Genomic DNA, 18,102 nt, shown 5'->3' with positions numbered 1-18,102 from the left:
TTCGTTGTCAGAGCGGGACGGGGACAGGGGAGGGGTTCTCATTCCTTGACGCTCCCGGCGGCCAGCCCCGACTGCCAGTAGCGCTGGAGCAGCAGGAACGCGGCGACCAGCGGCACGATGGTCAGTAGCGAACCGGCGATGACGAGGTTGAAGACCGCCTCGCCGCCGACCGTCGAGGCTTGGGCGTTCCAGGAGTTGAGCCCGAGGGTCAGCGGATACCAGTCGGGGTCCTTGATCATGATCAGCGGCAGGAAGTAGTTGTTCCACGTGGCGACCATGGTGAACAGCGAGACGGTGACGATTCCCGGGGCCAGCAGGGGCAGGACGACGCGGAAGAACGTCCGCAGCTCGCCGGCGCCGTCGATGCGGGCGGCTTCGAGGAGTTCGGTGGGGACGGCCTCGGTGGTGAAGACCCACATGAGATACAGGCCGAAGGGGGAGATCAGGGACGGGATGATCACCGCCCACGGGGTGTTGGTCAGGCCCATCTTGCTGAACATCAGGAAGGTGGGCACGGCCAGCGCGGTGCCGGGGACGGCCACCGCGCCGATCACGACGGCGAAGACCGCCCGTCTGCCGGGGAAGTCGAACTTGGCCAGCGCGTAGCCGCCCATCACCGCGAGGAACGTGGCGCCGCCCGCGCCGAGCACCACGTAGAGCACGGTGTTGAGTAGCCAGCGCGTGAAGATGCCATCGTCGTAGGTGAGTGTGTCCCCGATGTTGTCGAAGAACGCGAAGTCGCCGCTGAACCACAGTCCGAAGGAGTTCAGGAGGCTCTCCTGCGTCTTGGTCGCGTTGATGACCAGCCACACCAGCGGGACAAGGGCGTAGAGGAGGACCAGTCCGGTGAGCAGCGTGAGCGGCACGCTGCGCCGGGGTTGGCGGGCGGTGTCCGCGGCACGGCGGGGCTGCCGGAGCCGGCCGGCGGGAGAACGGTGAGTGCCGACGGGCCGGGTGGTGGTGGCTGATGTGCTCATCGCGCTCACCGTTCCTTTCGCATGCCGCGGAGCTGAACGACATACGCGACGATCATGGTGAGGACGCCCATGACGATCGCGACCGTCGCCGCGTAGTTGTGCTGTTGTCCGGCGAACGACAGCGAGTAGGTGAGGAGGTTGGGAGTGAAGTCGCTGTTGATGGCGTTGGGGGCCAGGCTGCGCAGAATGCTCGGTTCGTTGAAGAGCTGGAACGACCCGATGATCGAGAACATCGTCGCGATCACCAGCGCGCCGCGGATCGCCGGCAGTTTGATCGCCGTGATCACGCGCCACTCCCCGGCGCCGTCGAGTTCGGCGGCCTCGTAGAGCGAGTGCGGGATGACGCGCAGGGCCGAGTAGAAGATCAGCATGTTGTAGCCGACGAACTCCCAGGTCACGATGTTGCCGATGGCGGCCAGGACCCAGTCGGGGGAGAGCGGATTGGGCAGGGAGGTGCCGAGCGTGTCGTTGATGCTCCCGACGAGTCCGAACCGGGGGCCGTACATGAAGCCCCACATCAGGGCGGCGACCACCGCGGGGACGGCATAGGGCAGGAAGATGGCGATGCGGCAGAAGTCCTTGCCGTAGAGACGTCCGCTGTCCAGGGCCAGGGCGACCAGGAGCGCGATGAACAGCATGATCGGTACCTGGATGGCGAGGAACAGGCCCACCCGGCTCACGGAGGACCAGAACGCCGCGTCCTCCAGGGCTCGTTGGTAGTTGTCGAGGCCGACGAACGACGTGCCGCCGATGAGCTGGTCCCGGTAGAGGCTCAGGTAGATCGAGTAGCCGATCGGGGCCAGGAAGACGAGGGCGAAGACCGCCATGAACGGCCCGATGAACGCCGGCCCCGCCCAGCGACGCCTGCGGTGATATGCCCGGGATGGGGCCCGGTGCCTCGGGGATATCGACAACGTTGTCATGCGCGTCCCTCGCTCATCGGTCGGCTCCGACAGGATGGGTACGGAAACTCCGGGCATGTGAAGCCGGTATGTTTACGTAAACATCGATGTGGCGTGATGTTTGCATTGCTCTGGCGTGAGCGTCAAGAGGTGAAGAGGATGTCGTCGGATGGGTGAGAGGGCGGGGGCGGGTCACATGGGGCAGGGTGCCGACGCGGATGGCACGGCACAGCGGAAGCGCGTGTCGATGGCGGATGTCGCCCGCCTGGCGGGGGTCTCCTCGCAGACCGTCTCCCGCGTCTCGAACGGTCACTCCGCGGTGGTGGAGGCGACGCGGCAACGGGTTCTCGCCGCGATGGCGGAGCTCGGCTACCGGCCCAACAGCGCGGCCCGCGCCCTGAAACGGGGTGAGTTCCGCACCATCGGCGTGATCCTGTTCAATCTCTCGTCCACGGGGAATGTGCGCACGCTGGAGGCCATCGCGGACTCCGCCGTGCGGGAGGGCTACGCGATCACCCTGCTGCCGGTCGCCGTCCCGACCCAGGACGAGATGCGCGGCGCCTTCACGCGACTCAGCGAGATGGCCGTCGACGCGTGCATCGTGATCATGGAGAGGCACCTGCTGGACGCCGCGACGGTCTCCCTGCCGCCGAGGGTGCACGTCGTGGTCGCCGACTCCGACGCCGGTGACCGCTACAGCGTCGTCGACATCGACCAGGTCGGCGGCGCCACGGAGGCCGTGCGGCACCTGCTCGATCTCGGGCACCGTACGGTCTGGCACGTCGCCGGCCCCGAGGAGTCGCTCGCCGCCCAGCGGCGCGCCGAGGCGTGGCGGACCGCGCTGCGCGAGGCGGGACGGGTCGTGCCCGCGCTGGTACGGGGCGACTGGTCGGCCGAGTCCGGCTACCGCGCGGGTCTCCGACTGGCCGACGAGCCGGACTGCACGGCGGTGTTCACGGCCAATGACCAGATGGCGCTGGGCCTCCTCCGCGCCCTGCACGAAAAGGGCAGGGTCGTGCCGCGCGACATCAGCGTCGTCGGGTTCGACGACATCCCGGAGGCCGGGTCGTTCATTCCCCCACTCACCACCATCAACCAGGACTTCGCCCAGGTGGGCCGTCTCCTGGTGGCAGGTGTGCTCCGGAAGATCCGGGGGCGGTCCACCGAACGTGAGATGACGCTCGTGCCCGCCCGGATCGTGATCCGTGACAGCACCGCTCCGCCGCCCGGGCGCCGGTGACCGCACCGGTTGTCTCCGGCGTCGCCCCCCTCGTGCGACGGGTGCGGACAGGTCCGTCGTGCGGGTGCGGGTGCGGGTGCGGGTGCCGTGCCTGACTGACCGACCACGTCGGTCGGTCGGCGTGCCATCCGACCCGGCTACGGGACATCCGGCACGGCCGGCTCGGCCGTGGGCGGCGGGCCCTGCTGCCGCCGACGTTGACAGTCATCTCCCGGCGTGCTTCATTATGTTTGACTCTGTTCGATACTGCTGATCTCTGTCGGCTTGATGCTGAGGCTCTGGGAAATGAAGAGGACCACGACTCGGCTGGCCGACGGCCGTGAGCTGATCTACTACGATTCCGCGGACGACGCGCCGGACCGTGACGTGCCCGATCGTCGGCCGCTCGCCCCCGTCGCCGCCATGTCCGAGGTGCGGCGTGATCCGTTGCGTGACGAGCTGGTGGGTTATGCGGCGCACCGGCAGTCCCGTACGTATCTTCCGCCGGCCGATCAGTGTCCGCTGTGTCCGTCGCGGGGTGACCGGCTCGGTGAGATACCGGCGGGGGATTACGAGGTGGCGGTCTTCGAGAACCGCTTCCCGTCCTTCGGCGGCGCCGCGGGCCGTTGCGAGGTGGTGTGCTTCACCTCCGACCACCACGCGTCGTTCGCGGGGCTGTCCGGGGAGCGGGTCGCGCTGGTGCTGGACGCCTGGACCGACCGCACTCGTGACCTGGCCGGGCATCCCGGTGTTCAGCAGGTGTACTGCTTCGAGAACCGCGGCGCCGAGATCGGTGTCACCCTGGCCCACCCGCACGGCCAGATCTACGGCTACCCGTACATCACGCCGGTGACGGCCCGGGCCCTGCGCTCGGTCGCCGCCCACAAGCGGGCGACCGGCGGGGCCAACCTCTACGACGACCTGCTGGCCGCCGAGCGCGCCGACGGCCGGCGCGTGGTGCTGGAGACGGAGCGTTGGACGGCGTTCGTGCCGCGTGCCGCGCGCTGGCCCTACGAGGTGCACCTCTATCCCCGGCGCCGGGTCCCGGACCTGCCCGCGCTGGACGACGCCGAGCGGGCCGGGTTCCCCGGCGTCTATCTGGAGCTGCTGCGGCGTTTCGACCGCCTCTTCGGCCCCGATGCGCCGCCGACGCCGTACATCGCCGGCTGGCACCAGGCCCCGGTCGGGATCGGCGCCGAGGCGCGCGGGGACTTCGCGCTGCGCCTGGAGCTGTTCACCGTCCGCCGCAGCTCCGACAAGCTGAAGTATCTCGCCGGCTCGGAGTCCGGTATGGGCGCGTTCGTGAGCGACGTACTGCCGGAGGCCGCCGCCGACCGGCTTCGAGAGGTGGCGACCCGGTGAGCGGGTACGCGGTGACCCGTGGCGCGGGGAATCCCGGGAAGATCGTGCCGGCGGAGTCCGGAGTTCCGGCCGCCGCCCTGCCCGAGGACCAGGGGCGATGGTGAGGCACGAGGAGCTGTACGGTGCCGAGCCCGACGGCCTGTGGGCGGCCCCGGGCCGGGTCAACCTGATCGGCGAGCACACCGACTACAACGACGGTCTGGTCCTGCCCCTGGCCCTGCCGCACACCACCAGAGCCGCCGTCTCCCGCCGCGCCCACCGCCGACTGCGCCTGTACTCCGCGCAGATGCCGGCCGCCGGCCCGGTCGACCTCGACCTCGACGCGCTGACCGTCGGCGCGGTGACCGGCTGGGCGGCCTACCCCGCGGGAGTGGCCTGGGCGCTGCGCGAGGACGGCCACGACCTCGGGGGCCTGGACATCCTCTTCGACTCCGACGTCCCCGTCGGCGCGGGCCTGTCCTCCTCCGCCGCGCTGGAGGTCGTCACCGCCCTGGCGCTGAGCGACCTCTTCGGTCTCGGCCTGGCACCCGATGCCCTGGCCCGCGTCGCCCAGCGCGCGGAGAACGACTTCGCCGGCGTCCCCAGCGGCATCCTCGACCAGATGGCCTCCGCCTGCTGCACCGCCGGACACGTCCTGCGTCTGGACACAAGGGACTTGGGCATGCGCCAGGTCCCCTTCGCCATGGCTCGGGAGGGCCTGCGGCTGCTGGTGGTCGACACCGGCGTGCGCCACGCGCACGCCGAGGGCGCCTACGCCGGCCGCCGCGCCGAGTGCGAAACGGGCGCGGCGGCTCTCGGCGTCCCGGCGCTGCGCGACGTTCCGTACGAGGGACTGGACGAGGCCCTGACCCGGCTGCCCGACGAGACCCTCCGCCGCCGCGTCCGGCACGTCGTGACGGAGAACCACCGGGTGGAACGGGTCTCCGCGCTCCTCGACGCGGGCCGCGCCCGCGAGATCGGGCCGCTGCTCACCGCCGGACACGCCTCGCTGCGCGACGACTTCGAGGTCTCCTGCCCCGAACTCGACCTCGTCGTCACCACCGCCACCTCCGCCGGCGCGCTCGGCGCCCGCATGACCGGCGGCGGCTTCGGAGGATCAGCCATCGTGCTGGTGGACGCCGACGCCACCGAGGCGACCGGCAAGGCTGTCCTGGACGCCTTCACGGGAGTCGGCCATCACCCACCGCGCGTCTTCGAGGCGATCCCCTCATCCGGAGCCCAGCGGCTCCCGATGTGACGGTTCCGTGCCCGATGGGGCGCCTCGACGGGACAGCCCGAAGCACCTCGCATGAGGACTTCCTCGCCGAACCGCGCGGGGAGGGCACGGGGCCGTGAGCAAGGTCGAATGGCTGCCACAGGCCCCGTCCGGCAAGGCTGAGCTTCCGCCGCGATCCGCCGCCGCAGGCGCCTGACCTCCGGGTCGCCCGCCGTCGTCCCCTAGGGGATCGGTGATCCGGAGGGCTGAGGCGCGGGGGCGGGCCGATCAGTCCGTGGGCCGATGCCGTGCGGGGGTGGCCAGGAGCAGCCTTGATGCCATGACCACCGTATCCGTGCACCCATCCGCCGCCCCCTCCGCGCACCACGCCCGGCACGCGCTGGGCAACGCCCTGCGCACCGTCCGCGTGGTCGCGGGCGTCACGTTCGAGGTCGTGATCCTCGGCCGCGTCGACCCCCGCGAGCCGCGCTAGCTCAGACCGACGCGGCCGGCCTTCAACGCGGCGAGAAGGGCCGCGAGGCGAGCGGAGTCAGTGGGGAGGGCCGCTTGGGGCCCCTGGCCTTCGCGGAGGAGAGCAACGCATCGCCCCCGGCCGGGAACTCCACGCATGCGCCGCTCCCCGAACCACCGTTTGAAGCTGGACTTCTGCCACGTCAGGTCCCGCATCGCCGCCTTCCCGCCGGCCGTACAGCAGGTGCCGTCGCCGCCAGGTCCGGCGGATCGCCCGGGGATCACGACGTCGTGTCCGTGTCAGACCTCGTCCATCTCCTCGCCCGGGGACGTCAGTTCGCCCGCGTCCATGATCCGGTAGGCGTAGCCCTGTTCGGCCAGGAAGCGCTGGCGGTGGGCCGCGAACTCCTGGTCGACCGTGTCGCGGGCCACCACCGAGTAGAAGCGCGCCTCGTGACCGTCCGCCTTGGGGCGCAGGACGCGGCCGAGGCGCTGGGCCTCCTCCTGGCGGGAGCCGAACGTGCCGGAGACCTGGATGGCGACCGTGGCCTCCGGGAGGTCGATCGAGAAGTTCGCCACCTTGGAGACGACCAGCACCTGGAGCTCGCCCGCGCGGAACGCCTCGAACAGCTTCTCGCGCTGCGCGTTGCTCGTCTCGCCCTTGATCACCGGGGCGCCCAGCAGCTCGCCCAGCTCGTCCAGCTGGTCGATGTACTGGCCGATCACCAGCGTCTGCTCGCCCAGGTGGCGGCGGACCAGCGACTGGGTGATGCGCCGCTTGGAGTCGGTCGTCGCGCAGAAGCGGTACCGCTCCTCGGGCTCGGCCATGGCGTACGCCAGCCGCTCCGACTCGGTCAGGTCGACCCTGACCTCCACGCAGTCGGCGGGCGCGATGTACCCCTGGGCCTCGATCTCCTTCCACGGCGCGTCGAACCGCTTGGGCCCGATCAGCGAGAAGACGTCCGACTCGCGGCCGTCCTCCCGTACCAGCGTGGCGGTCAGCCCGAGCCGGCGGCGGGCCTGGAGGTCGGCGGTGAACTTGAAGACCGGCGCGGGCAGCAGATGCACCTCGTCGTAGATGATCAGGCCCCAGTCACGGGAGTCGAACAGCTCCAGGTGAGGGAAGACGCCCTTCCGTTTGGTGGTCAGCACCTGGTACGTCGCGATGGTGACCGGCCGGACTTCCTTGCGGGCGCCGCTGTACTCGCCGACCTCGTCCTCCGTCAGCGACGTGCGGCGCACCAGCTCGGCCTTCCACTGCCGGGCCGAGACGGTGTTGGTGACGAGGATCAGTGTGGTCGAACGCGCCCGCGCCATCGCCCCGGCGCCGACCAGCGTCTTGCCCGCGCCGCACGGCAGCACGACGACGCCCGAGCCGCCGTGCCAGAAGCCGGTGACAGCCTGTTCCTGGTACGGCCGCAGCTTCCAGCCGTCCTCCCGCAGGTCGATCGGGTGCGCCTCGCCGTCCACATACCCGGCGAGGTCCTCGGCCGGCCAGCCCAGCTTGAGCAGCGCCTGCTTGATCTGGCCGCGCTCGGACGGGTGAACGGCGACCGTGTCCGGGTCCAGGCGGGCGCCGACCAGCGGTTTGACGCGCTTGGAGCGCAGGATCTCCTCCAGCACCGGCCGGTCGGTGGACTGGAGGACCAGACCGTGCGCCGGGTGCTTGAAGAGGCTGAGCCGCCCGTAGCGGGCCATGGTCTCCGCCACGTCCACCAGAAGGGCCTGTGGCACGGGATAGCGGGAGTACGTGACGAGCGCGTCCACGACCTGCTCGGCGTCGTGCCCGGCGGCGCGGGCGTTCCACAGGCCGAGCGGGGTCACCCGGTAGGTGTGGACATGCTCGGGCGCCCGCTCCAGCTCGGCGAACGGCGCGATGACCCGGCGGCAGTCCTCGGCCTGCTCGTGGTCGACCTCAAGCAGCAGCGTTTTGTCGCTCTGCACGATGAGCGGACCGTTCACGTGATGCCTTCCTTCGCGGTGCGGTGCCGTGCGGCGGGGCCAAACCACCAGTGTCCCGCATCGGGCGGCGGGTAGGCGGTCGGAGATGGGCTGTCGGCCGAAGGGGGTAACGATGTCGCGTCTGACGCTGTTCCGGTCGGCGCGGAGCGAGGAGCCCGGGACCCGTGCCGCCGGGCCCGTGCTGCAACGGGGATCGTGGGGGGCCGTCCTCGCGCGGGCCGCGGTGCTGGCGGTGGCCTTCGTGTGCATGGTCGCGTTCGCCGTGGCGCTCGCCCAGGTCACGCTCGTGCCCTCGCCCGGCTCGGCGGAGCTGGTCCACTCCAACCTGCGGCCCGGCCATTCGATCCGCACCTATCTCGACCAGCCCTCCCGGTTCGACACCGTCCGGCAGATCGGCGGCAACGTGCTGCTCGGCCTGCCGTTCGGCGTCCTGCTGCCGATGCTCTTCCCGCGCACCCGGGGGCTGCTGCGGGTGGTCGTGGTCACAGCGCTGGTCATGGTGATGGTGGAGATCTCGCAGGGCCTGATCGTCGAGGGCCGCACCTTCGACATCGACGACGTGATCCTCAACACGACGGGCGCGCTGATCGGCTATCTCCTGCTCGGCCGGCGGCTGGGCCGGGCGCTGCATCCGCGCCGTCACCACTGGTGGCACGCGTGGACCCGGCGGCCGGGGCGGGCTCCGGGGTCGGGGTCCGGGTCGGGGTCCGGGTCGGGATCGGAGCGGGGGGCGGAGCGGGCCGCCGGGGAGTGAGGCAGCGGCGGGCGAGCAGCCGTGCCGCGAGGAGGACCGGGTCGGGCTCGCCGGCCGTCTCGTCGTCGCCCGGCGGCTGGAGCTCGAGCGCCGCCGGGAAGCCGTCGGCGCGGACCACCGGGACCACGCGGGCGGCCATCCCGGGCCGGCACGCACCGGTCGCGGTGAGCTTCCAGCGCGTCATCGTCCACTCGGCCAGCCCGGGGCAGCCCGGAGATCCAGGCGCGGTCGGCTTCGCCGTCGAAGTGGGCGTGGTACGCGGCCAGTTCGGCCGGAACGGTGATCGGACTCAAGATGGCGCTGGCACTCGTTCGGCTGTTCGTTCGCGGCTCAGCAGTCGGGGATGACCGTGCCGTTGTTGTCCCTGGCCTCGTCGTTACCCCACCGGCTGAGGAAATAGGCGGGAACGTAGGCCCCGCGTCCGTTCCCGCCGGGATAGGTCTCGTCCAGATCGGTGCGCAGCCACCAGTGGTTGTATCCGTAGGCGCCGCTGTAGTTCTCTCCCCAGACCTTGCAGTACACGTAGTTGGTGCCCGCGTAGAGGGCGCCCTGCGGCGAGGTGGTGGAGGCGGTGGCGTAACCGTCGGTCCGGGCGAAGGTGTCCACCCAGTACTTGGCGGTGCTGCCGCCGCAACCGTTGTCGCTGGTCAGGTAGTTGACGTAGTACGAGGACGGATACGGCAGCGACTGGCCGTTGATCACGATGTTCTGGCCGACGCCGTTGTAGAGCTGTTCGTAATGGATGTGCGGGCCGCTGGAGTTGCCGGTCGATCCGGTGGTGCCGATCTGCTGGCCCTGGTTGACGAACTGGCCGGTGGCGACGGAGTAGGCGTTGAGGTGGAAGTAGTAGGTCTTCCAGCCGCCGCCGTGGTCGATGACGATGTACTGCCCCGCCCCGCCGGGCTGGTTGTAGCGGGTGGCGGTGCCGGCGGCGGAGGCGAGAACGGGGGCGTTGTTGGTGGTGCCGCCGTCGCCGCGGACGAAGTCCAGCGCGCGGCGCACCTCGGCCGAGTGGTGGCTGTAGGTCCACTGCTGCCCGCAGGCGAACGGCGCCTTGAAGGTGGGCGCGGCCTGGGCGGGCGGCGCGGTCAGCACGGTGGCGAACAGGGCTCCGAGTGCGAGCAGGGCGACTCGTATCGAGCGCATGGGGGTCCTCCCGCGTAGATCCAAGGGGCGAGACGGATCTACCCGGAGTGCTCATGACACATGCCCGGGACCCGGCGGCCCCTACTCCCGGAGCGTGATGCCGCCCGTGATCCGGTGCAGGGGGTACGTGCGGATCTCGTCCGCCGTGTGGTCGAACGCCGTGACGAAGCCGGCTTCCACCCGAACGGGGGACAGCACGCGCTGCGTGGCCACCCCGTCCGCGCCGACGTAGCCGATCCACACCAGCGCGCCGTCGCCCGCCGCCGCGCGGAGGGTGGTCAGGGTCTCCTCCGGGGGCGTGCGGGGCGGTGGGCCGGTGGGCTCCGGCACCCGTCCTCCCGACGGGCGGGGGGCCTCGCCCCGCGCGTGGTCGCCGGCCCGGATCGCCCGCACGGCGGCGGTCAGCAGCGTGTCGTCGGCCGGCGGTGGGCTGTCCGGGGCCGGCTCGGGGGCGGTGCGCGGCGGCGTGCGGCGGGTCCGCGGGCGCAGTGACAGCACGGTGCCCTCGACCGACTCGGCGGCCGGGGCGAAGCCGATCTCGCGCAGCCGTTCCAGCAGGATGTCGGGCCGGGAGGCGGAGATCGCGACGGTCGGCGCGAGGCGGCGCAGCCGCAGCGGCTCGGCGCGGCGGTCCGCGAGGAGCTGGGTCAGCAGCGCCTCGTCGTCGCAGCGCACATAGCTCGACGCGGCCCCGACGCGCAGCCGCCCGTGCCGTCGCGCCATGTCGTCCACGAGATACGTCAGGGGTTGCGGCACGGGGGTGCGGGAGTGGTCGGCGAGGAACGTGTGCAGGTCGTCGGACGTCCATCCGGCGTCCAGCGCGCGGCGCACCGAGCCGGGCGTGAACCGGTAGACCGTCGCGCCGCCCCGGGACTCCACGTCGGCGGCCACCGCCATCGCCTGGCGCAGCTCCCGGCACAGCGGCCCGGGGGCGATCGCGGTCAGATCGGCCTGGACCAGGATGTGGTCCACGGCCTCCGGCAGGAGCGGGGCGAGCCGCTCGGCCGCGTCCTCCTCCCCGGGCGCGGTGTCCAGCAGCGGGCGGACGAACGACGCCAGCGCGCCGCGTCCGGTGACGCCCAGGTACTCGGCCTCGGCCACCACGGCCCCGCACAGCAGCGTCCGCGAGTCCTCCGGCAGCCGGCGCGGCAGCTCCCAGCGGACGCGCTCCTGCACGTCCCCGGGGCGTGGGGCGCCGCCCTCGGGCAGGGAGGCGAGCAGGTCGAGCACATGGCGGCGCACCTCGACGGTCGGTCCGCGGTCGAGCCCGGGGCCGAGCGCCGCCAGCAGCCGGCCCTTGCTGTCACGGGTGCCGACCAGGCCCGGGACGCGGGTCGCGGTCAGCCAGGCGGTCGCCAGCCGCGTCCACCGCGCCGCGGGCGACAGCTCCAGCCAGGCGTCGTACGCGGGGGTCGGCGCGTACCGCTCGTCCACCTCGCCGTCGGCGGCCAGCAGCCCGGCCGCGTAGGTGAGCTCCACCCAGAACGCGGCCTCCGGCTCGGGCATGTCCAGGGTCACGGCCAGGCGCTTGAGGTCGCGCACGGCCAGCCCGCCGGTGCGCATGACGGACGGCGCCTCCGTTTCCCACGAGGTCAGCAGCTCCTCGACGACCGTCAGCGCCGAGTAGGCCGCGCCGCCCGCCGCGGCGTCGACGGCCGGCGGCGGGAGCTGGGCGCGCAGGGCCGGCCACGGCGGGTGGGGCCGCAGCTCGCGGTGGGCGTGGCCGCCGCGCAGGTGCAGCGCGACCTCGCGGGGCAGGACGACGGTGCCGGGGGCGGCGGGCATCAGCAGGCCGCGGTCGAGGAGCAGGCGCACGTGCGGTCCGGGGCGGTGGGAGACCTCGCCGTAGGGCGGGCCCCAGGCCAGGCGGTCCAGGACGGCGCGGGCCTGGGGTCCGGCGTCCTCCAGCAGCGCGCCCAGCCGGGTCCGGTCGGTGAACAGCCCGGCGAGCGCCGACAGCGCGCTGACCGGGTCGTGGCTCGGCGGCAGTCCGGCGTTGACCAGCAGCTCCTGCATCCGGCTGGGCGAGATGCCCGCCGCCGCCTCCGCGAGGGTGGGGCCGAGGCCGGTCCCGCTGGGTCTGGCGGCGGTGGGCGCGAGCAGCTCCTGCGCGGTGCGCACCAGCCGCAGCGCCTCCGGCCTGCCCCACAGCAGGGCGCGGGCGCGCAGCGTGGCCAGCGCGTGCGGCAGCCGCTCGGCGCCGCCGGGCAGCAGGGCGGCGAGCGCGGGATACGGGCACGGGTGCGGCGCGACGGCCAGCGCCTCGGCGGTCTGGAGGGTGAACGTGTCGAGCCGTTCCAGCGCGCGTGTCACCGACGCCCGGGTCCCGGCGCGGGTCGCGAGCTGGGACAGGTCGCCGGGCAGCGGCGAGAGCAGGTCCGCCCTGGCGCGCAGCAGTCCGGCCAGCTCGGCGTCGGAGCGCGAGCGCAGCTCGTCGGCGAGGGTGCGGGGGCCGGTGCTGGTCATCCGACCAACGGTAGCGGTACCCAGGTCCCGTACGCACCGGATGAACAGAACATGCCGCTGAACAGCGCTCTACGCCCCCGTGACATGGGGGGCATTATTGCACCGGGGCAACTGTGCAAAGGGGGAAGCGTAGGCGAGTGGACTCGGGGGGTGAGGGGGCGGCAGACTCGGGGACCAGCCGACGGAAGGACAGAACAGACGATGCCGCCGAGGGAGAATCCGACCGCCCGCCAGGCGCGGCTGGGCGCGGAGTTGCGCAAACTGCGCGAGCGGGCGGGCAGAACGGCCAGGGAGGCCGCGGGCATGCTCGGCACCGACCAGGGGAAGATCAGCCACATAGAGTCGGGGCGGATCGGCGTCAGTGAGGAGCGCATCCGGAAGCTGGCCACCTTCTATTCCTGCTCCGACCAGGCCCTCCTGAACACCCTCTGCGCCATGGCCCGGGAGCACCGGGGGCAGTTCTGGTGGGATGAATACCGTGGCATCCTTGCTCCCGGATTTCTCGATGTCGCGGAAATGGAGTACCACGCGGTATCGATGCAGTTCGTGCATACCGTGTCCGTTCCCGGCCTGTTCCAGACCGAGGACTACGCGCGGGCGCTGTTCCGGGGCGTCTTCCCGGAGCTGCCGTCGGAGGAGGCCGAGGCCCGCACCGAGCTGCGGATGCGGCGGAAGATCGTCCTGGAGCGGGAGGCACCGCCGCCGCTCGACGCCTTCATCCACGAGGCCGCGCTGCGCATGCGCTTCGGCGGCCGGAAGGTCGTCCGGGCGCAGCTCGAACACCTGATGGCGCTCAGTGAGCGACCCCATGTGACCGTGCGGGTCATCCCGTTCACCAATGAGGACTTCTTCGAGGCCACCCAGCCCGTCACCTACGCGGCCGGGCCGGTGCCGCAGCTCGACACCGTGCAGGTCGACACGCCCCGGGGCGGCGGCTTCCTCGACACGGACGCCGAACTGGCGGGATACCGGATGTTCTTCGACCGCGCCGGCAAGGTGACACTGAACCCGGAGGAGTCCCGGCAGCTCATCCACCACATCGCGCGCGAACTGTGAGCACGGGAGAGCGGTGAGTCCCATGGAGCCGGTGAGACCCGTGAGATCCACGCGATCCACGCGAATGCTGAGGGGCGATGATGACCTCTGTTCCGACCCGGTGGCAGCGCTCCTCCTTCTCCAGCGGCGCGGAGGGCACCTGTGTGGAGCTGGCCCAGCATGACGCCGGGCTGCTGTTGAGGGAGAGCGACGCGCCCCGGTCCGTCGTCATGACCAGCGCGGCCCGGCTGGCCGCGCTGCTCGGCGGGGTGAAGGGCGGACGGTTCGACGGCCTGAGCGCACGTCAGGAAGCGTCGGCCGGCGGGCGGTGACGCCGGGCGCGGTAGAAGAGGAACGACGCGCTGGCGACGGCCGCGCCGCGCAGCAGCCAGGGGAAGTGGTCGGCGAACAGCTCTTGGGCCTGTCCGTCCGCCAGCGTGGCGCCCCAGTACCCGCCCGTCCGGCCGGCGAGCCAGGCCGCGTAGCCGCCGGCGATCAGCGCGGGCATGCCCAGCGTCGCCCATCGCGCCTCGCGGCGGCTGAGCCGTGGCGACCAGTACGCCGCCGCCCAGCCGAGGCCGAGCACCACGACCGAGCCCACCACCGTGCCCGCCAGCAGCAGCGCGACGCCGAGCAGCTCGACCGGCCCGCCGACGCGCCTGCCGCGCAGCGCCGCGCCGGCCAGCCGCCGCGCGGGGGACGGCCCCTTCCCGACGATCGGCCCGGGTCCGGCACCGGACGCCTCCCCGGCCTCCTGCTCCGGCCCCCCTTCCTCCCGCTCCCGCTCCTTCTCCGGCTCGGGCTCGGGCCTCGGGCGGAGCACGTCGGGGTTCTCGATGCCGCCCCGGAAGGCGCCGATCGGTCCATCCGGCCAGAATCCGTCCGGTCGCCCGAGCCAGCCGGAGTCCCCTCCGAACGGTCCGCCGGCCGGCGTCTCGAACGGCGTCTCCAACGGCGTGCCGGGCGCGGCCGACGCCCCGGCCCGGCCCGGGCCGGGCGACCCCACGGGCGCGCGCGGCCCCGGCACGGGCGCGGACGGACCGGGGGCGGACCGACCGGGGGCGGGGGGGTCGGAGACGGCCTCGGCCACCAGGTCCTCCGGCCGTCCCATCCGCCCGAGGATGCGCCGCACGGCGGCCTGACTCTCGGCACCGCCGGCGGCGGCCCGCTGCTTGCCGATCTCGTCGCGCAGCCGGTTCACGAGCGTCGCCCGCTGAGCCGCCGACATGCTCGTGCCGTGGGCGAGATCGCCGACACGGCTCAGATAGTCGAATACGAGCTTTTCACCTTCGATGCCCACACCAACTGCCCCTGCGTCCACCGGTCCGGAACCCGATGCACGATGCTACGGCCCTCCCGCCCCCGCTGACCACGGCGTCACCCGGACCGTGCCGTCCGCCCGCCCCGCCGCCGCCCGAACACCCGCCCGGTCAGGCTTCCTTCACCCGCCCACCCCCCGCGCGCAGGGGGGCGGGCAAGGCCGATCGGGCCCTGGCACCGGGGGGAACGCCGTTGTTCATCGCGGGTTCACCGAAGGCCGTACAACCCGCTACCCGAGGCTCGTTACATGGTGAACGTCCTTGACGGACCCCGACACCACGCCCCGGGAGCCGCACCTTGGCAACTGGCCTTACTGCCGCGACCGACAGCGAGGGAGAGCGCCATGGGCGCCTGGTTGAGCACCACGCGACCGAGAAGTGCGTCCGCCGCGGACGAGCTGGTGGATGACCCGGCGGGCGAGCATGTCGTTCCGGCGCGGACCCGGATACCGCTCGGCTCCGACCCCGTCGTGCTCCTCGCGGACGCCGACGAACGGATCCGGCAGGGGCTGTCCGCCCAGCTCGCCAAGTATCAGGTGTCGGTGGTGCACTGCGCGGACGGGGCGACCGCGCTGCTGGAGGCGGGGCTGCGCAAGCCCGACGTGCTGCTCGTCTCCGCCGACCTGCCGGTGATCGACGGCGCGACCGTGCTGCGGCTGGTGCGGCGGCGGCTGTCCATCCCGGTGGTGCTCGGCGTGGGCCCCGACGACACGGCCCAGGTCGCGCCCGCGCTCGCCGCCGGCGCCAGCGCCTGCGTCGCCCGCCCCTACCGCCCGCGCGAGGTCGCGCAGTTGCTCAGCCTGGCCGACCGGGGCGCGCGCGGCTGGGACCAGCCGCTGGTCTGCGGCCCGCTGACGCTGGACCCCAGCACGTACGAGGTGCGGATGCACGGGATGTCCACGGCCCGGCTGCCGCTGCGCGAGTTTCAGCTCCTGCATCTCCTGATGCTGCACGCGGAGAAGGTCATCACCCGCGACCGCATCCGCGCCGAGCTGTGGGGTGAGGGCGCCCGGCGGTCGAACACCATCACCGTTCACATTCGCCGCCTTCGCGAGCGCCTCGGTGACGACCCGCATCACCCCGAGATCATCCAGACCGTGCGGGGTGTCGGTTACCGTCTCGTACCGCCCAGTAGCTGATCAGAGCCACCCGGCCCGGTGGACGACCACCGGGCCGGGCGGCGTCCGGCCCGGCCCTCTCACGGTCTCTTCCCGGGTGTGCGCTCGGGGCCGGCCCCGACGGCCTCTGGTACGTCAACCCGTCCTACGCGCCGCGCGACGGCCTGGCGACGGCCCGGGTGGTCAACGAGGACGGCACCCCGATCGAACCGACCCTGGCCGCCACCGCCGCCGCCTGTGAAGAGGCGGAGATCCCGGACGACTTCCCGTTCTCCATCGATGACATCGGCGGCGACGGCTCCCCGATCACGGGCGCCAACTGGGTCCTCGCCTATGAGTGCGGCCACGGCAACGACACGGCCGACGTCCTGCGCGACTTCTGGGCCTGGGCCCCGACCCCGTCCGGGGGACCCCCATGCGCCCGAGGACGGTCCGGCGGCTTGCGATCGCACGCGCCGGACGCCGTGGGCGGTCGGACGCCCCCCTTCGAAGACGGGCCCTAGACGTCGGTGCCGCCGCCCGGCAGCAGGTCGTCCTCGGTGATGTAGGAGCAGTAGGTGTAGATGTAGTCGGGGTCGAACGAGTCGGCCTCGGCCAGGTGCCGGGTCTCCTCGCCGGGTGAACGGTGCAGGAAGTAGTAGTCCCCGGCCGGGAGTTCCAGGGTCGTGCTCGGGTAGTCGACGCCGCTCTCCGAGCAGGCGCTGTCCCCGGGGTCGCCGGGGTAGAGGGAGCAGTCGCCGCACGCCGCCACCCGCTCGGAGCCGGTGCGCGGGCCGGTGAAGAGCAGCTCCAGCTCGTACGGGGAGTCGTTGAAGACCTCCAGGGTGATCACGGCACCGCCCGTCGAGCCGGAAGTCGGTGGCAACTCCTCGCCCGCCGAGGGCAGTTCTTCCGCGATCTCGGCCGCGATCAGGATGTCCCCGGCCCGGTCGACCCGTTCGTGGTCGGGGTAGTCGTCCACCAGCTCGGTGAGCACGTCCCCGGCGCCGCCGAAGTCGCCGGCGAGGAAGCTGGTGGTGCCGCACTGGTACAGGCCCTCGGGCACGGGCTCCGCGCCGTCGGCGGCCATCTCGCCGAACGCGGCGCCCGGGAGGTCGCCGAACAGCTGGTTGAGGGACCGCAGTCGCTCCAGCGCCTCGCAGGGCGCGTCCCCGCCGAGGGCCTCGATCACGTCGCGCTGCCGCTCGCCCAGCTCGTCGGGGAGCGCCGCGGCGTACTCCGACTCGGCGTGGTCCTGGAGCAGTTCGGTCAGCGGTGCCCTGGCCGCCGACACGTCGGACCGTTCGGCGCGCAGCAGCCCGCAGCCGTGCAGCGGCTCGGGCAGCTCCCCCCGCGCCCGCTCCGCCAGCCGCTCCGCCTCGGCGTCCTCGAACTCGTCCGGCAACCCCCGGAAGAACCGTAGCGGGTCGAGCACGGCACACGGGTCGTCCGCCGAACCGCCGCCGGTGGCCCGCCCGTACAGGTCGTCCACCCGGTCCGGCACGTCACCGGCCGCGTCCGTCGAGGGGTACTCGGCCCGCACGGCCAGATACTCGGTGAGCGCGGAGCGGTACGACTCCTCGGCCGACTCGAACGGCTCCCCGGCCGCCCGGTCCACCAACACGTCGGCGGCGGCGAGCCGTTCCTGGAGGTCGTCCTCCAGCGCCTGCTCCTGGGCGCGGTCGAAGAACACGAAGCCCCCGGCCGGAAGCGCCAACAGCAGCACCCCGGCGGTGAGGGGCAGCCACCGCCCCGGCCCCGGCGCCCGCCGGGCCAGCCGCCAGCCGTCCAGCGCGCTCAGCACCAGCCACCCCGCGTAGAGCGCGGCCCACAGGCCGGCGATGCCCTCGGCCTCGACGGGCAGCGCGAGGAAGAGCAGGGCCGCGGTGACGGCCCAGCTCGGTATGGCCCGCCGCCAGCGCCGCAGATAGACGTAACCCGCGCCCAGTCCACTGAGGTTGAGCAATGCGGCGATCACCGCGATCCACGGGTCGCGCGGCAGGCCAACCGTCGGCGGGGCCACGGGCGGCGGCGGTATCGGACTGCCGAAACCGGGAACGGTCACATCGGCCCCCTTGAGAGTCCCGGACTGCTACTACCCACGGATAAACGGACGGTGACCCCGCCAGTACGGTTCCAGCACCCCGGGCATCGGCCGGAATCCGGCCGCCCACACCCGGTGGACACTATCTCCCAG

Annotated in this window: 16 protein-coding genes; 9 read left to right on the top strand and 7 right to left on the bottom strand. The window is 72.5% G+C overall.

What is annotated here, in order from left to right:
• Positions 1-38: 38 nt before the first annotated feature.
• Positions 39-977: a carbohydrate ABC transporter permease gene (locus OIE51_RS11580; protein ID WP_326597488.1), complete on the bottom strand. Its 939-nt coding sequence runs from the start codon at positions 975-977 to the stop codon at positions 39-41.
• Positions 978-982: 5 nt separating this feature from the next.
• Positions 983-1,900 carry a carbohydrate ABC transporter permease gene (locus tag OIE51_RS11575; RefSeq protein ID WP_326597486.1) on the bottom strand — a complete coding sequence of 306 codons (918 nt, stop codon included), beginning with the start codon at positions 1,898-1,900 and terminating at the stop codon, positions 983-985.
• 175 nt (positions 1,901-2,075) lie between these two features.
• Here OIE51_RS11575 and OIE51_RS11570 point away from each other — a divergent pair, with 175 nt between their 5' ends.
• The 4 genes from OIE51_RS11570 (at position 2,076) to OIE51_RS11555 (ending at position 6,148) form a co-directional block, all read left to right on the top strand.
• Positions 2,076-3,119, top strand: coding sequence for a LacI family DNA-binding transcriptional regulator (locus tag OIE51_RS11570; protein WP_326600602.1), 1,044 nt, complete (start codon positions 2,076-2,078; stop codon positions 3,117-3,119).
• A gap of 285 nt (positions 3,120-3,404) precedes the next feature.
• The gene (gene galT / locus OIE51_RS11565; RefSeq protein WP_326597485.1) at positions 3,405-4,460 is read left to right on the top strand and encodes a galactose-1-phosphate uridylyltransferase; all 1,056 of its coding nucleotides are present in this window, start codon (positions 3,405-3,407) and stop codon (positions 4,458-4,460) included.
• Positions 4,461-4,557: 97 nt separating this feature from the next.
• A complete protein-coding gene (gene galK, locus OIE51_RS11560) occupies positions 4,558-5,697 on the top strand; it encodes a galactokinase (RefSeq protein WP_326597483.1) in 1,140 nt (379 codons plus the stop codon).
• Positions 5,698-5,995: 298 nt separating this feature from the next.
• Positions 5,996-6,148 (top strand): hypothetical protein, encoded by a 153-nt coding sequence (locus OIE51_RS11555; protein ID WP_326597482.1) that lies wholly within the window; start codon positions 5,996-5,998, stop codon positions 6,146-6,148.
• Positions 6,149-6,426: 278 nt separating this feature from the next.
• Here OIE51_RS11555 and OIE51_RS11550 read toward each other — a convergent pair whose 3' ends face one another.
• Positions 6,427-8,088, bottom strand: coding sequence for a DNA repair helicase XPB (locus OIE51_RS11550; RefSeq protein ID WP_326597480.1), 1,662 nt, complete (start codon positions 8,086-8,088; stop codon positions 6,427-6,429).
• A gap of 112 nt (positions 8,089-8,200) precedes the next feature.
• On the opposite strand from OIE51_RS11550, the gene OIE51_RS11545 reads away from it, so the two are divergent.
• Positions 8,201-8,842, top strand: a complete 642-nt coding sequence (locus tag OIE51_RS11545) for a VanZ family protein (RefSeq protein ID WP_326597478.1) — start codon at positions 8,201-8,203, stop codon at positions 8,840-8,842.
• 330 nt (positions 8,843-9,172) lie between these two features.
• Here OIE51_RS11545 and OIE51_RS11540 read toward each other — a convergent pair whose 3' ends face one another.
• Both OIE51_RS11540 and OIE51_RS11535 read right to left on the bottom strand, forming a co-directional pair.
• The gene (locus tag OIE51_RS11540) at positions 9,173-9,988 is read right to left on the bottom strand and encodes a M23 family metallopeptidase (RefSeq protein ID WP_326597476.1); all 816 of its coding nucleotides are present in this window, start codon (positions 9,986-9,988) and stop codon (positions 9,173-9,175) included.
• Positions 9,989-10,069: 81 nt separating this feature from the next.
• Positions 10,070-12,454: a helicase-associated domain-containing protein gene (locus OIE51_RS11535; protein ID WP_326597474.1), complete on the bottom strand. Its 2,385-nt coding sequence runs from the start codon at positions 12,452-12,454 to the stop codon at positions 10,070-10,072.
• A 201-nt stretch (positions 12,455-12,655) separates the two neighbouring features.
• Here OIE51_RS11535 and OIE51_RS11530 point away from each other — a divergent pair, with 201 nt between their 5' ends.
• Positions 12,656-13,510, top strand: coding sequence for a helix-turn-helix domain-containing protein (locus OIE51_RS11530; protein ID WP_326597472.1), 855 nt, complete (start codon positions 12,656-12,658; stop codon positions 13,508-13,510).
• Between the two features lie 80 nt (positions 13,511-13,590).
• Positions 13,591-13,821 (top strand): DUF397 domain-containing protein, encoded by a 231-nt coding sequence (locus tag OIE51_RS11525; RefSeq protein WP_326597470.1) that lies wholly within the window; start codon positions 13,591-13,593, stop codon positions 13,819-13,821.
• Here OIE51_RS11525 and OIE51_RS11520 read toward each other — a convergent pair.
• Positions 13,794-14,789 (bottom strand): hypothetical protein, encoded by a 996-nt coding sequence (locus tag OIE51_RS11520; RefSeq protein ID WP_326597469.1) that lies wholly within the window; start codon positions 14,787-14,789, stop codon positions 13,794-13,796. The genes OIE51_RS11525 and OIE51_RS11520 overlap by 28 nt on opposite strands.
• 363 nt (positions 14,790-15,152) lie before the next feature.
• Between OIE51_RS11520 and OIE51_RS11515 the strand changes: the two genes are divergently transcribed.
• Together OIE51_RS11515 and OIE51_RS11510 are read left to right on the top strand one after the other, a co-directional pair.
• Entirely contained in the window at positions 15,153-15,947 is a 795-nt protein-coding gene (locus tag OIE51_RS11515) for a response regulator transcription factor (protein ID WP_326597468.1), read from the top strand.
• 158 nt (positions 15,948-16,105) lie between these two features.
• Positions 16,106-16,429 (top strand): hypothetical protein, encoded by a 324-nt coding sequence (locus OIE51_RS11510; protein WP_326597467.1) that lies wholly within the window; start codon positions 16,106-16,108, stop codon positions 16,427-16,429.
• Here the strand turns inward: OIE51_RS11510 and OIE51_RS11505 are convergent.
• Positions 16,426-17,970, bottom strand: a complete 1,545-nt coding sequence (locus OIE51_RS11505) for a hypothetical protein (RefSeq protein WP_326597466.1) — start codon at positions 17,968-17,970, stop codon at positions 16,426-16,428. The genes OIE51_RS11510 and OIE51_RS11505 overlap by 4 nt on opposite strands.
• Positions 17,971-18,102: the final 132 nt, after the last annotated feature.

Source organism: Streptomyces sp. NBC_01803 (assembly GCF_035917415.1).
GTDB lineage: Bacteria > Actinomycetota > Actinomycetes > Streptomycetales > Streptomycetaceae > Streptomyces.
Note: the sequence above shows the minus strand (reverse complement) of the source record. Positions and strands in the feature narration are given on the sequence as shown.

What these genes read in the sequence shown, in the direction of transcription:
- OIE51_RS11580 (WP_326597488.1), bottom strand. Translation starts at nt 977, where the DNA reads ATGAGCACATCAGCCACCACCACCCGGCCCGTCGGCACTCACCGTTCT.
- OIE51_RS11575 (WP_326597486.1), bottom strand. Translation starts at nt 1,900, where the DNA reads ATGACAACGTTGTCGATATCCCCGAGGCACCGGGCCCCATCCCGGGCA.
- OIE51_RS11570 (WP_326600602.1), top strand. Translation starts at nt 2,076, where the DNA reads ATGGGGCAGGGTGCCGACGCGGATGGCACGGCACAGCGGAAGCGCGTG.
- galT (WP_326597485.1), top strand. Translation starts at nt 3,405, where the DNA reads ATGAAGAGGACCACGACTCGGCTGGCCGACGGCCGTGAGCTGATCTAC.
- galK (WP_326597483.1), top strand. Translation starts at nt 4,558, where the DNA reads ATGGTGAGGCACGAGGAGCTGTACGGTGCCGAGCCCGACGGCCTGTGG.
- OIE51_RS11555 (WP_326597482.1), top strand. Translation starts at nt 5,996, where the DNA reads ATGACCACCGTATCCGTGCACCCATCCGCCGCCCCCTCCGCGCACCAC.
- OIE51_RS11545 (WP_326597478.1), top strand. Translation starts at nt 8,201, where the DNA reads ATGTCGCGTCTGACGCTGTTCCGGTCGGCGCGGAGCGAGGAGCCCGGG.
- OIE51_RS11540 (WP_326597476.1), bottom strand. Translation starts at nt 9,988, where the DNA reads ATGCGCTCGATACGAGTCGCCCTGCTCGCACTCGGAGCCCTGTTCGCC.
- OIE51_RS11535 (WP_326597474.1), bottom strand. Translation starts at nt 12,454, where the DNA reads ATGACCAGCACCGGCCCCCGCACCCTCGCCGACGAGCTGCGCTCGCGC.
- OIE51_RS11530 (WP_326597472.1), top strand. Translation starts at nt 12,656, where the DNA reads ATGCCGCCGAGGGAGAATCCGACCGCCCGCCAGGCGCGGCTGGGCGCG.
- OIE51_RS11525 (WP_326597470.1), top strand. Translation starts at nt 13,591, where the DNA reads ATGACCTCTGTTCCGACCCGGTGGCAGCGCTCCTCCTTCTCCAGCGGC.
- OIE51_RS11515 (WP_326597468.1), top strand. Translation starts at nt 15,153, where the DNA reads ATGGGCGCCTGGTTGAGCACCACGCGACCGAGAAGTGCGTCCGCCGCG.